Here is a 14024-nt window from a genome sequence, read left to right as displayed (position 1 = left end):
TTTTTCTAACCTGGTGTCCCACTTTTTTTTTTGTGGGTGGGGGCGGGGGCCCGGTGTCTTTGTTTTGGCCCCAAATTAGGCACTGGCCGCCTGGACCACTACGATCAACCCTCGCTTTTACCTTTGACAGGTCACTAACCTTATTCGCGGAAGGTCTTATTTGCGGCGAGTCTTGTTTTTGCGACTCTTTCGTTTTAGCTGCCGCTCCCGAATCGCGAGCACCTCTTCGCGATCCGTCGTTTCGCGATCACGTGCGATGCAGGCAAGCTCCCACGCCTCGTCTTCCCCATATCGATTGAACGCGAAACTGATTTTTTTGCGGTAGCCATCTTCGGTTTTCCAAGACGCACAGTAGGCTTGGTATTCGCAACCGGGATATCGATTGTCGACCGAATGAGCCAGGTGAACCCCCACCTTCCCAGTGGTATTCCGACTGGTCAATTTGTTTTTGGTTGAGTTGTTGGCGGGCCCGAGGGCTTCCAGCAACGCAGCATGACTTTGCTTGGCCAACTGCAATGCCTTGCGTTTTCCCCCGCACATCGAGTCGGAATAATACTCTGAGTTCCGCACGCCATCGCGGCAAACGCGAACCACGTAGCCCTTGGAATTGTTCTTCTCGATCCGTGTGATCCCGGGCGCTACCGTGATCGCGGTGGTGGGTGTCGTTGCCATCTTGTTGTTGAATTGTTCTCTTGAAGGTCAGCGGATTGGACAGCGATCAATCCTCACTCCGAATTAACCACGTCCTGCGCCCAACTTAGTTCCCTTTTTTCATCTCGCAACCATTTTGAACCAACACATCATTTTAGGCCTCTGGCCGATCGCGGGCGTCACCACCATCGGCGTGACTCGCGAAAACGCGATTGCAACGATTCGAACCGCCATCAACTCCGGGATTCGCCAGTTCGACACCGCCTACAGCTACGGCCTGCAAGGGGAGGCCGATGAACGCCTCGGTGCGGCCCTGAAGGACCTGGACTCGTCCACGCGCGACGAAATCCAAATCATCGGTAAAGTGGGCCAGCGATACGACGAGTCGGGCATGCGTGTGAATGACGGCAACCCGGAGACACTCGTCGTCGACGCGGAAAACTCACTCCGACGGATCGGCATTCGTTGCTTTGACACGCTGATGCTGCACTGCGTGGACGATGAAGTGCCGATCGAAGCCAGTGCCTGGGCACTGCAACGTTTGATGCAACGCGGCATGGCAAAGCGAGTGGGGGTCTGCAACGCCACCCCGGAACAACGAGCCGCATTTGCGAGCGTGGTGCCATGCTCTGCGATCCAGTGCCCGCTCAACGGATTGCAACAAGAAACCTTGTCGACGGTCATCGCCGATGCCAAAGAGCACGGCAGTGACGTGTGGGTCTACTGGACGCTGATGAAAGGTTTGCTCGCGGGCAAAATCGAACGGGACCACGTTTTCGCGGAAGGCGACAGCCGTCCCAACTACCCGATTTTCCAAGGCGAGGCTCGACAGCGTGCTCACGACATTGTCGATCAACTGAAACAGATCGCGGCGGACTCAGGTCGTTCGGTTGCCAACCTGTCGATCTCATGGACAGTCTCGCAACCGGGCGTCACGGCAGCGCTCGTCGGCGCCCATCGTCCGGAGCAGATCTCAGACTTTGCGACCGCTGGACCACTTCCCAAAACCTTGCGACGCCAGATCAACGAACTCTTCGCTACTTCCAACGATTCGTCGGCGGAATGAACGCGTCGAGCGGCTTCAAAACATGCCCATTGGTCTCGGCAGCAAACTGAAAACCAAGCTGAGCGATCGCGTCCGCAGCTTGAATCAGCGGCTCACGATTGTTCAACTTCAACGTGACACCGCTGTAGATCATCAGGATTTCTTCCAAGTGCTTGGACGGAACCTTTTTCGAAACCGACAGCAGCCGTTTCGCAGCTCGATCGGCTCGCTGTGCCGAGGCTACGCCGTACTTGGCTTTCTGAGTCGCTTCCGCGGTCGCTCGCAGGCTTGCTTCCAGATCCGCAATCATGCCGCTGACAAACATGACTCGCAAACGATCGCGAGTGCTGGGGTCATTCGTTTTCCCGTCTGAGTCGATAAAGTTGTGACGGATCGTCCCTTGGCTCCAAGAAACAAATTCAAAATCGAGGCTGCCAGTGGAGTGACCGCCCACGTTGACCAATTCCTCGTCAGCGGTCGTATGACAACGCAAACAGCTTTGTGCGACCAAGTAAACATTGACCGGGTTTCGCATTCCAGCGGCGACGCTTTGAGCCAACCGTTGGCGTTTGTGTTCGGGCGTTTCCATTGCCCGCGTGACTTGTTCGCCACCATAGTCATGGTGCAGATCCAACCACTGCTTGGCGGAACCATGGCATGATTCACAGCTCACGCCCTCGATGGCGTGCACATTGCCTGAGGCTGCGTCGACCTGCTGGGTGTAATGACAATTAGCGCATCGGCCATCGTATTTGATCGAACGCACACCCAGCTTGGCCGCAATTTCTTTCGCGGCGGGCCGACGATGCAGTTCCTCGAACGTACGGTGGTGAGGGGTTGCTTTCCAAACCTTCACTTCGTTCGCGTGACATTTCACACAAGTCTCACTCCCCATCGTGAGATGTGGGTCAACGGGCGTCGCTGCTGCCCCTTCCACACTGGCCGCATCCGCGACCGACGAAATCAAAACACCACCTTGCGCGGGAGCTTTGCCTTCCGGCTGACTCAGCAACGCATCCCCCTGAGAAGAAGACGTCGTGGAAGGCAATCGCTGCACCAAACCAAACGTGGTCATCGCGACGACCAACCCGGTGATCACAGATGCAATGGGCAAGCGAGGGATGCAATGAGACATACCGACACAATCGAAACAGCGGATGGAAATGAATTCGGTTATTCAAATTTACGACATGAATCCACACCGCTCCGTCCCCATCCCTCGCTCCTTCACGAACGTTCACCGGGGGGCTTTGTTCGCAACGATCGAACGGCTTGTGCAGAAGATTGCAGTTGACGCGACCAATCCGTTTTGGATATCGGCCAGAGCTGGTTCTGCTTTCGAACCGGTCTGTTGATCGAAACTTCACCCGAAGCGTGAGTTTTGAATTTGCGCTTTTGCGTGAGGCTTTTTTTCATAACCCGACGCGTCAGCGAGGCGAAGTCAACCTCGTTCATCCCTCGCTGACGCTTCGGTTTTTGAGAAAAACGCAACTTCAAAACTCACGCCTCGGGTTGCGAATTCGAATCAATCAACAAGCCGGAACGTCTGACGCAGCGACACCCACCATGAGTGTTCAACGCATCGGCGTCGTGAAACAGAAATTTGAATTACGAGAGCCATGGAAACGCTCCGAGAAGGATTCTCGGCGGACTTCGATGAGCTTGTGATACACGCGGCAAGGAGGCCGTGGTGATCCAATTTTTGTGGAAATTACTGTGGGGCAATCAGTCCAAATCGCGTCGACGGTCCAGCCGTTCGAGCGGTTCGATCCTGCGCTGGTTCACTCCTGGAATTTCAATCACAGGGGTCATTGGTTTGGTCATCGCTGCGTTGACCGGCCAAGTCGACTTGCCATCCCTGGACACTCTGCGTGGCAGCGAAGCACCGGTCTACGACGACCCGCTGGCAGCCTCGCTGACCCCCGAGCAAATGGCGTCCCGCGGCTATGCCGGCAAAGCACCAATCGGTGAGATCGCGCCGGTCAGCTTAACTACCCCTGCCAGTGCAACGAGCCGAAAACCAGACGCATCCATCCGTGTCGCGACGTTCAACATCCAAGTGTTCGGAAAAAGCAAATCCGAGAAACCCGAAGTGATGCGACGACTGGCACAAGTCTGCATGTTGTTTGATGTGGTCGCTGTTCAAGAAATCAAAGGCGATCCCAAACTTCCAATCAATGGCCTGCTCGACGAAATCGCCAGTTTGGGCGGTCGATACAACGCCACCGTGAGTGAACCACAAGGCCGAACATCTCAAACCGAACGATATGGGTTTGTCTGGGATACCGATCGCATCGATTTGATCCCCGAGTCAGACTACTTGGTCAGCGATGAAATGGACCGAATGCATCGTGCACCGATGGTGGCCAGCTTTCAAACTCGCGTGACTCCGACGCCAACTCGAATGCCATTTCGATTCACGCTCATCAATGTCCACACAGACCCCGACGAAGTCGGCTCTCGTGTAGGGGACACACCGAAGAATGAGATGAACGTTCTGGATGATGTCTTTCACAGCGTCCGCATGTTCGAATACCAAAACAAAGGCGAGGAAGACTTTGTTTTGATGGGTGACCTCAACGTTGAGACGCAGTGGTTGCTCGAAACCGGCAGGATCCCAAACATACAATCTTTAGTCGGGGACCAACCAACCAACACGCTTCAGACAAAGACTTACGACCACCTGCTGATCGACACCGCGACGACCCGTGAATTCACTGGGCGTGCGGGTGTACTAAACCTGAAATCCACTTTGCAGATTTCAGAAGAAGATGCACTGAAGGTCAGCGACCACATGCCCGTGTGGGCAGAATTCAGCGTGTTCGAACTACCGCCACGATAACTCACACGCTCGATAGCGTTTGGCGGAAACAACATCGAATGCCTCCGTCCATGAGAACCGTGAATTTGCCCGCCACGAGAATCGAGGCGAGCTACACGACCGCTTCTTGAAACACCTTCACCGGCTGAGCAGGATAGGAGAAGCGACCATAGGTCGTATCGCGGACATCCCACTTCTGTTGCCCTGAGTCGTGCAAGATGGACTTCAGCACGCGTTCGGACAGGAGCACGATATCTCGCCATTCGTTGCTATCAAGCGTCACCAGTCGAGAATGACGCTGCTCAGCGATGTCAGCAGCGTTCTCTAAGTGCTTCGCCAGCAACTTTTGGGCGTTAACTGATTCAAACACTGACAAAGTGGCGTGACCATTTGATCCCGACATCTGCAAATCAGGGTACGAATCATCAACACTGACCAAGCAGTGACCATCATCGAGCACACTGACCATCCGCAATCGAACCACTCCATCCAGCTCATCGGTCATTCCAAGCACCAAGCTTTGGCAGCCGACTTGGATCGTCACCGCACAAGCTGCTTCGCCACGCCCGATTTCCACGAGCAACGGTTCTTCGAAGTCGGCCTTTTGCCAATGCAAGTTGTGCTCCAAGGCTTCAGGAGACGCCACCGCATTGGCTGGAACGCTGAGCCTCGGGTCCAAATATTTTCGCGAGTAGCTGGCGTTCTTGTCCAACGTCTCTTTTAGCTTGTCTTGCTGAACACCCAGGGTTGCGTATTGCTCGGCATCGGATTGGTCTTTTTTCGACGCACGCTTTCCTTTGCCCTTTTTCTTTCCCTTCGCTCGCCCCTTGTCCGAAGCAATCAACTCGTCCAAGCATCGTGGTGAAAGAGCGAGACTGCGTTTGGTTTTGATGCTCCCACGGATGCCAATCCAGAGTGCCAGTCCCGCACAACCGGCAATGAACCCAGCGGCTTGCCAAGCCCATGTGGATTGCGATTGCCCGAGTCCGCCGAGCACAAACGCGAATCCGTAAGCGGCAACCAAGCACAAAGCACCGGTCAAGAACGCCAGCATCCACGTGACGCGATTGCCACGCCCCGAACGCATTGGCAATCCAAAGATCCCCACGATGGCAGCGATCGGGCAAAACAGAATCCAAAGTCCCCAACCGGCTGAACTACAGAACAACCATCCCAATGTCATGGCCAACGCGGATGCTCCCATCCAGATGCCGGCATTCAACTTCGATTCTTGCAGTGAAACGGGATGCAGCGAATAGTGATCCATCTCCGCAGACTTCAAAAACGGTTCAGGCAATGTGAGATTCGATCGCTCGGCCGCCTGAACAATCCACTTTGAAGTTGGGTCCTCGGTGACGTATGCAGTCAACGTTCCGGTCGCCTTCAATTCCTCGAGTGCATGAACCGCGATTTCGCGTCCCGGTGTGAGTTTCAGCGGTTGCGGCATGGACTGGCCAACGAACCCGCGAGGCACCACTTCGCCACGAACCAACTGGTCCATCAATTTTTTCGAACGAGGATGCCGGAGCGCATCGGCGAGAGTTGATTTGGCCTTTGCCACTTTGTCCCCCGACATCCACGCACTCATGCCTGAACCGACAGGCAAATTTTGAGTCGCCGTCGGGTCCGGTTCCAAGAGGGCGAACTCTAACTCCTCTGCTGGTTCCACGATCGTGGCGTCGGTCAATCGCACGACTGGTGACTCATCGACTCCACGCTGCATCAACTCGGCGCAGGTCAGGTCGACTGGAGTTTGTTCCGACAACAAGACGCGGTGCAGTTTGGGAACTGCGACCAGCGTTCCACAAAAAAGTCCTGCCAAAAACAAAACACTGCCAACGGCGGCACGTCGCGTGTTACGTCGTTTCGAGATGGGCATCCGAAGCTACTCGTTGATTGGGCTGAAGCGTGGCCGTCGGCCAATGGAAAACGTGAGGGTGGGGAACGAACCATTCCATCCAAAACTTAGGTCGCTCTCACGCTCGGTGCCGTGCGAGGACTGAAAGAAACCGCTATTTTGTGTCGCAGCGGACAGATCGACCGATGTGATGGACAACAAAAGGGAACCAACCATGACGGAATCACCGAAACACAGTCAGGCACTGACGTATTGGATTGCCGGTGCGATTGTGGCGGCGATCGCAGTTGCGCTGATTGCACCGAATTTCGCGACGCATTTTGAGATTGGCGGAGAGCTTTTTCTTCGAGCCTTGAAAATGATCGTGGTGCCACTGGTGTTCACCTCCGTCATGTGCGGCGTCTTGGGAATGGGCGACGTTCGTCAACTCGGTCGCCCAGGCGCTGCGGCCATCGGGTACTACTTGTGCACCACGGTTCTGGCGGTCGCGATTGGACTGATCACGGTCAACATCATTCGTCCCGGAGTCGGAACGGTTGATCCCGAAGTCATCGAGAGACTCGCCAGCGAGTCGCAACTCCCACCCGGACAAACCGAAGCTCCTGGCATGGGGGTCGTGCTGGAGAACTTGGCGTTGATGCTGATCAGCGACAACTTGTTTGCTGCCGCGGCCGACACTCAGTTGTTGCCGATCATCGTTTTCGCGATTGCGATCGCCGCCTTGATGACCACCATGATTGATCGCGTTGGGTCCATCGCGACGCTGGTGACGGAAGCCAACGAACTGCTGCTGCGGTTTGTGATGGCGTTGATGAAGGTTGCACCGCTGGGCATTTTCTGCCTGGTGACGGCTCGCTTCGGCAAAGCTCAAGCGGATGGACGCTTCATCGAAGAGATCAGTCAGATCGGTTGGTACTTTGCCGCGGTGGTGATGGGGCTGGCCGTTCATGCGTTCGTGGTTTTGCCAACCATCTATTACTTGGTCACTAAGAAGAACCCGTACTCGTACATGGCCGCCATGAGCCAAGCGTTACTGACAGCTTTCTCAACCGCCAGTTCATCGGCGACCTTGCCAGTGACGCTGGAATGTGCCGAGTCCGCTGGTGTCTCTAAACGCTCCACCGAATTTGTGATTCCTCTGGGAGCCACGATCAATATGGACGGGACCGCGCTCTACGAAGCCGCGGCTGCGATCTTCATCGCCCAGGCAATCGGTTTCGATCTCACACTTTCAGACCAATTGATCGTGGCGGTCACGGCGACGTTGGCAGCAATCGGTGCTGCGGGAATCCCCGAAGCCGGCTTGGTCACCATGTTGATTGTCCTGGGAGCCGTCGGGTTGCCGCTAGAATACCTCGGGTTGATCCTGGCAGTGGATTGGTTGCTCGATCGTTTCCGCACTGCGGTCAATGTGATGGGCGACAGCATCGGTGCGGCCGTTGTCGGGACCACAATTCCCGACCCTCAAACCTCGACGCCCCCCTGACCCCCACTTAAAATCGCGATTCCCGACGACGACGCATACTTTCTCTCCTGGTTTCGTATTCGGAGTGAGATCTGCTTCGGTCATGGTCTTTTGCCTTCCATCCCCCGTATAATCTTGGCATGAAAGGTCATCGGTTCATTTGGGGTGTTTTCCGATTCCGGGGTGGCTCCGCATTGGAGCGACCGCTGTGGTGCTTGCTGCTTGGCATCGTGATGCTGGCCCCACTTCGGTTTGCCTGGAGCCAACCGGCTCCCCCACCGGCAACGGGCGTGCTGATCAACGTTCCGTCCCCGTTGACCAGCCGTGACGTGGATCAAATCCTGGCCCGGCTGACTCAGTTGGCGACGGCATCGAAACGCGGCGATGCCTCGGACAGCGGCCGTGCCACTGTCGTCTTGCGACTCAGCTCCACCAGTGACGATCTGGCACCAAAATCTGCCCGCGAACGAACCGATGACGAGCAACGCTCCTCAGGCGATCAATCCTTTGCCACCGGAACGACTGCGTTCGAAGATGCCCTGAAACTCGCCCGAGCAATCTCCAGCCCAAAACTCAATCGCGTCCGAGTGGTTGCGTGGGTCGACGGCGTGATCGACGGACACGACGTGCTGCTCCCTTTGGCGTCAGAAACCCTGTTGGTGTCCGCCTCGGGTTCGCTTGGCGATGCCGGACGATATGAGTCTCAGCCCGATGACACCATTGCCGTGCTGTACCAGTCCATTGCACGACGTCGGGCGTTGGTACCATCGCCGTTGGTCGAAGGACTGGTGGATTTCAACCTGGAAGTCGCGAAAGTCAGCTTGGTCGATGGGGAGTCGAGCTTCCTGGCGGGAGATCCCCTCCGCAGGGCTCGAACCGAGGGCCGTGTCGTCTCAGAAACCACCCTAGCAAACGCAGGCGAACCACTCTTACTGGACTCAAGCCAACTGCGACAAATTCGTGCGGCCGCAGCAATCGTTGACTCCGAAGAATCTGTCGCCGACTGGCTCGAACTCGCGAATTTACAAAGCGAGGATTCGCGATCCATGACCGAAGCGATCGGGCGACTCGTTCGAGTGACCGGGAATATCACCGGGTCCCGCGTCCGACGCTGGCAGAGCAACCTGGCCGCGACGATCGACTCCCCGGACGTGAACACTTGGTTGGTCGCGATCGACTCGCCTGGCGGAAGCCTCAATCGCAGTGCGTCGCTCGCTGCAACGCTGGCCGATCCCGGCCCCGCGATCCAAGCCGTCGGCGGGTTGATCACGGGAGAAGCACGCGGCGACGCTGCCTTGATCGCGCTTGCATGCCAACCGCTTCTGATGTCGCCCGATGCGACGATCGGAGGAAGCGGAGCCGACGCGATGTCCCCCGACGAAGTGCAGCAGCACATCGAACTGATTCACCTGATCGCCGAATCCACCGGCCGGAGTGCCACGCTCCTTCGCGGCCTATTGGACCCTTCGCTCTCGGTTCATCGGTACGTCCACCGACGCTCGGGACGGGTTCGCTACGCAACCTCAAATCAAATTCGCCAGCTTGAAAACGATGATGCGGAGGCCCCAAACTCAGACCAAGATGACTTGGCAAGCGATTGGCAACGCATGGAAAAAATCGACCTGACCTCCGGCCTGACTGCCTCTCAAGCGATTGAGTTGGGGCTGGCTGACGGCACGGCGAAATCGCTGCGTGAGACAGCGGCCTCCATCGGATTGGCATCCGTGCCTCCCGAATTGTCCGACCGCGGCCTGGTCCGCTGGGTCGAACGGTTGGGAAGCCAAACCGGGCTCGCCGTGACGCTGTTGATGATTGGGTTCATGATGCTGTCGATCGAAGCCAGCGCACCTGGCTTGGGATTACCGGGATTCATCTCGATGATCTGTTTCGCATTCTTCTTTTGGATCAAGTATCTCGCAGGAACCGCTGAGTGGGCCGAACTGCTGGCCTTCGGATTGGGGCTGGCGTGCATCGGGATCGAAATCTTTGTCCTACCGGGGTTTGGCGTGTTTGGCGTGGGAGGCCTGATTCTGACATCGATCGGCGTGATGCTCATGAGCCAAACGTTTGTTGTGCCGCAGAACGCCTATCAAGTGGGTGAACTGACGCGAGGACTCTGGGTCGCATTGGGTGGTCTGGGCGGATGCGTGCTGGGGATGATCTTGGTTCGGATGTACTTGCCCCAAGCCGCTCTTGCGACCGGATTGTCGATGGGCGTCCCCGAAGCCGACCTCGATGAATCCGAACGATTGGCACACTACGACGATCTGCTAGGCCAAACCGGCGAAGCTACCACGCCGCTGCGTCCCAGTGGCAAAGCTCGATTTGGTGAACGAATTGTGCCTGTCGTCAGCGATGCCACCGCGATTGATGCGGGGCAATCCATTCGCGTCATTCAGGTGCTCGGAAACCGAATCACCGTCGAGGCGGTGGACTGATGCCGGTCCTCTACACAATCGGACTGCTGGTTCTTTTTTTGACACTTGTGATCGCCGAGATCATCGTCCCCAGCGGCGGCTTGCTCAGCCTTTTCGCTGTTGCCGCTGCGATCACCGCCGTGCTGATCGCGTTCACCGTCAGCCTGAACTTTGGGTTGGCGGTCGTCCTATCGTTGCTCGTGCTGACCCCGATCCTGCTCAGCATCATCCTGCGGTTTTGGCCGCAAACCAGCGTCGGCAAAGAAATTTTGAACCGCCGCGGCGACCAATCCGAAACTCCAATCCCGGTCGCAACGGCACCGGACGGAACCCGACTGAGCGAGCTGGTCGGCCGTTACGGAGTCGCGGCGTCCGACCTCCTTCCCGCGGGCCGAGTCGTCGTTGACGAACACAAAGTCGACGCCGTCAGCACCGGAATGCCAATCGACAAAGGAGCCCCGATCAAAGTCGTCCGAGTCCAAGCCGGCAAACTACAAGTGCGATCGGCAACTTCCGAAGAGAGCCAACCCGGCCCGCAATTGGAGGCAAACAACGGATCCGCTCCCCCCAACAAACCCAACTCCGCCAAAACCCTCGACGAAGTCAACCTCGACGACTTAGAGATTTAGACAGCGACTGGCAAGGAGACCAGTCGCTTAGACACCGCTATGCACCCTACCTGAACGGAATTACCTGATCTTGGGCTGGCACTGGCCCCGCTTCTCTCCAATCCGCTTTCCGTACAGACACAAAAAATGGCATCCCGAAGGATGCCATCTTGCTTAACAGGTCAAGTTATCGCGGTTTCAGTCTTCCTCGTCACTGTAAACATACTCAGGGAACGGAACATTGCTGCTCTTACCGCGAGGTGTCAGCAAAGCCTGATACGCACGATAATCAATGCTATCAGCAATGAATCGGGTTCCACCATCTGCCATCGCTACATTCACGCCGTCGACGTGTGCCGAGGATGGTCGAGCGAGTTGTGCTGCGTTGGAGGGTGTCATCTGCAGATTGAAGATCTCGTCCGACACGGAAGTGCCGCCACCGTTGATTTTGTAAAAGCTGACAACTGGACCCGGTACTTGAGGCGTGCCAGTTCCATTCTTGTTCCAGAATGATGCCAACGCCGAATCCGAGTTCTTCGGGTCGACGTAGTGCCAGACCATACCATGAACATAACGAGCACTTTCAACCACAAAGGTGACGTCATTATGGGATGGATCAGCAAGTGTCACGTCGCTGCCGTTGATGAAGCCAGCGCGATTCCAAGGAAGAGCCTGCACACTTTCGGCGAACAACATGGTGTTTCCCGCTCCGTCCTTGAAGTCGTCCAAACGAACTTTAGGACCTTCGGACTCGTGAATACCATCGCCACGTGAATTGATGCTCGTCACGTTGTATTTGCAATTGAAGACGCCATTGGCACGGTTTTGAGACTCGGCGAAGACCGTTGATCCCGACGGAGCAGCCAGAAATCCAGAAGGCCCTGTGGTATGGCACAATCCATTGTTGGCGATGTAGCTATTCTTCGCGTAGTCACCAACAGCGACAGGGTTGCTGGGGCATTGCATCAAGGCGAGATTCGGGGCCGCCAACGAGTGAAATCCATCGCCCGAAGCACCGCTAGTTGCTTCGTGCTCCGCACCTGAAACATTCGTATGCAAGATTGGATAACGATCCTCGCTCCAATGCTCATAGGTGGGCTGAGCGTCGAGCCATGGCAACAAAGCAACCGCCCAAGTCCCGATTTTCATGTGCGGTGCGAGCGCGGCTCCTGAATTACTTGGATCCGAAGGGTCAATGTAGCTGTCGTGGCGGCCAAAGCTCTGAACATAGCCAGGCATTTCGCCCTTGGAATTCACGTACTGGATGGCCGCCAGGGAGAGGTTTTTGATTTGAGTGCTGCATTGGTTGCGACGGGCGGTTTCCCGGGCTGCGTTGACAGCGGGAATCAGCAGTCCCATCAAGATGCCGATGATGGCAATCACCACCAACAATTCGACGAGTGTGAAACCGGACGGTTTGGTTTTCATGGCGGTGTCCAAAGGCGAGGAGAAAAGAGACGACGCGATCCGGCAGTCGCCGGTCTGTTCGATCGCTAGCGACACCATTATTCCAGGCGCAGGAGGGAATTGCAACTCAGAAGCCCTTCCGAACATCAGTATGGGGGACTGACCCACCATCTGGTGCGGATCAACTCAACTTTTCCGCCCCGCTGACCGCTTTTGTCACAGCCTGAATGCCAATCGCTCCGCATTTCACCCGAAAACAACCACCCCCCAACTGCGAAGCGTTCTCAAAACGACGGCGGATGCGACGCCCGAAAAAGCCCGTGTTTCACAGCAGGCCAAGAAGATTTGCGGAAGATTTCCGAGCACAGACCAACCATGCGTCGACCGATTTGCAAGCATTTTCGAGGTGGACATTTTGGCGGATTCACAAAACCGGCACTTCGACTGCCTTCTCTGTTCCGTATCCAAAACGCTGCGACAGCGTCTTGGATGCCCATCCTGCGACCGCTTAAAAGCCGCCTTGGCTGCTCGCCGCTTTCAATTCTCGCTCCAAGATTTGATCGATTGGCTTCCGCTCAAAGAACTGATCAGCGAGGTCGTCGCGATCACCAACCAACTTGGCTCGCTCAACAACGTCACGCACTTGTTCATCAGCCAACGGTTGCTTGAGAACACGCCCTAGGGGATGAGTCGTATCGACCTGCGTGGCTGGCAACAACACATCATTGACGTCAATGACCGTCGCCTTGCCCCGGTCGATCGCTCGACGCAACCGAGAAATCTGCTTCAGACCATTGTCGCGTTCGTCACCCTCGAAATGGTCTTCGATGTATGCGTCGATCACGTCGAGTTCCCCGTACTGTGGAATCGGCAGACGCACCAATCGCTGCATCACCGCCGATGCCTTTTCCTGCGGGTAATCCTCCGCCTGCATTTCTTTGATCGTTGTTTCCAACTGATCAATGACGGACTTCTTTTCATCTGGAGGCAACAGACTTTGCTCGATCACATCGACGTAACCCACCAAAGTCCGCACCGCAACTTCGGTCCGCTTTTGAAACAGCACCCAAGTGGTGACGCCACAAAACACAAACGACACGATCCCCATCAGCAACGTGCATGCAATAACAATCGGCATGCACCCCGGTTCCTGCTGCTCCGGAGTGTTTGTCGTCTCGTCCGAGTTCGTTGACGGCGAACTGGAATCGACACCAGCATCGGACGCATCCGATGCCGGCGCGTTCTCATCGTTGCTGGCACTCACAGATTGAATTCAATCTTGAGGATCTTGAATTTCAATTTGCCAGCCGGCACTTCCACCTCGGCAACTTCGCCAACCTTCTTGCCAACCAAACCTTGGCCAAACGGACTGGTCACCAGAATCTTGCCGCTGTCGTAATCCTCATCACCAGCGCCCACCAATGTGAACTGCTCTTCGTCACCGTAGGCAACGTCTTCGACCGTCACAGTGCACCCAAACACGACTTCATCCTTGGGCAACGAGGAGACATCGATGATCGACGCCCGCGCAATCTTGTCACGCAGTTCATTGATCTTCGCCATCAACATGCCTTGGTTCTCGCGCTGAGCGTGGTACTCAGCGTTCTCTTTCAAGTCACCTTCCTCGCGTGCCTCGGCGATTTTCTGCACGATCAACGGCATTTCTTCGTTTTCCATGCGACTGATCTCGGCTTTGATCTTGTTGTAGCCCTCTCGGGTCATTGGCACCGATTCGACCATTTTCGCGATCCT

11 protein-coding genes are annotated in these 14024 nt (G+C 56.1%); 5 read left to right on the top strand and 6 right to left on the bottom strand.

The annotated features are described in order from the left end of the window. Window positions 1–156: 156 nt before the first annotated feature. Window positions 157–672: a transcriptional regulator gene (locus ACF8AM_RS21015; protein ID WP_392557530.1), complete on the bottom strand. Its 516-nt coding sequence runs from the start codon at window positions 670–672 to the stop codon at window positions 157–159. A 115-nt stretch (window positions 673–787) separates the two neighbouring features. On the opposite strand from ACF8AM_RS21015, the gene ACF8AM_RS21010 reads away from it, so the two are divergent. Beyond that, entirely contained in the window at window positions 788–1717 is a 930-nt protein-coding gene (locus ACF8AM_RS21010) for an aldo/keto reductase (protein ID WP_392557529.1), read from the top strand. Here ACF8AM_RS21010 and ACF8AM_RS21005 read toward each other — a convergent pair. Beyond that, window positions 1689–2831, bottom strand: a complete 1143-nt coding sequence (locus tag ACF8AM_RS21005) for a multiheme c-type cytochrome (RefSeq protein WP_392557528.1) — start codon at window positions 2829–2831, stop codon at window positions 1689–1691. The genes ACF8AM_RS21010 and ACF8AM_RS21005 overlap by 29 nt on opposite strands. 552 nt (window positions 2832–3383) lie before the next feature. Between ACF8AM_RS21005 and ACF8AM_RS21000 the strand changes: the two genes are divergently transcribed. After that, the gene (locus ACF8AM_RS21000; RefSeq protein ID WP_392557527.1) at window positions 3384–4538 is read left to right on the top strand and encodes an endonuclease/exonuclease/phosphatase family protein; all 1155 of its coding nucleotides are present in this window, start codon (window positions 3384–3386) and stop codon (window positions 4536–4538) included. Between the two features lie 91 nt (window positions 4539–4629). Here the strand turns inward: ACF8AM_RS21000 and ACF8AM_RS20995 are convergent, their stop codons facing one another. Continuing rightward, the gene (locus ACF8AM_RS20995; RefSeq protein WP_392557526.1) at window positions 4630–6396 is read right to left on the bottom strand and encodes an MFS transporter; all 1767 of its coding nucleotides are present in this window, start codon (window positions 6394–6396) and stop codon (window positions 4630–4632) included. 193 nt (window positions 6397–6589) lie between these two features. Here ACF8AM_RS20995 and ACF8AM_RS20990 point away from each other — a divergent pair, with 193 nt between their 5' ends. The 3 genes from ACF8AM_RS20990 to ACF8AM_RS20980 all read left to right on the top strand — a co-directional run bounded on the left by ACF8AM_RS20990 (window position 6590) and on the right by ACF8AM_RS20980 (window position 10886). Then, a complete protein-coding gene (locus ACF8AM_RS20990) occupies window positions 6590–7861 on the top strand; it encodes a dicarboxylate/amino acid:cation symporter (protein WP_392557525.1) in 1272 nt (423 codons plus the stop codon). A gap of 119 nt (window positions 7862–7980) precedes the next feature. After that, a complete protein-coding gene (locus ACF8AM_RS20985) occupies window positions 7981–10278 on the top strand; it encodes a nodulation protein NfeD (protein WP_392557524.1) in 2298 nt (765 codons plus the stop codon). After that, window positions 10278–10886: a nodulation protein NfeD gene (locus ACF8AM_RS20980; RefSeq protein WP_392557523.1), complete on the top strand. Its 609-nt coding sequence runs from the start codon at window positions 10278–10280 to the stop codon at window positions 10884–10886. Before ACF8AM_RS20985 ends, ACF8AM_RS20980 begins: the two co-directional genes overlap by 1 nt. 177 nt (window positions 10887–11063) lie before the next feature. Here ACF8AM_RS20980 and ACF8AM_RS20975 read toward each other — a convergent pair whose 3' ends face one another. From ACF8AM_RS20975 to greA, 3 genes are all read right to left on the bottom strand, one after another. Beyond that, window positions 11064–12305 carry a DUF1559 domain-containing protein gene (locus ACF8AM_RS20975; RefSeq protein ID WP_392557532.1) on the bottom strand — a complete coding sequence of 414 codons (1242 nt, stop codon included), beginning with the start codon at window positions 12303–12305 and terminating at the stop codon, window positions 11064–11066. A gap of 475 nt (window positions 12306–12780) precedes the next feature. Further along, entirely contained in the window at window positions 12781–13536 is a 756-nt protein-coding gene (locus tag ACF8AM_RS20970; protein WP_392557522.1) for a hypothetical protein, read from the bottom strand. Next, a complete protein-coding gene (gene greA / locus ACF8AM_RS20965; RefSeq protein ID WP_392557531.1) occupies window positions 13533–14012 on the bottom strand; it encodes a transcription elongation factor GreA in 480 nt (159 codons plus the stop codon). Before greA ends, ACF8AM_RS20970 begins: the two co-directional genes overlap by 4 nt. Between the last annotated feature and the right edge of the window lie 12 nt (window positions 14013–14024).

The organism is Rhodopirellula sp. JB055 (genome assembly GCF_043100905.1).
Lineage (GTDB): Bacteria > Planctomycetota > Planctomycetia > Pirellulales > Pirellulaceae > Rhodopirellula.
This window is presented reverse-complemented; position numbering and strand designations above follow the sequence as displayed.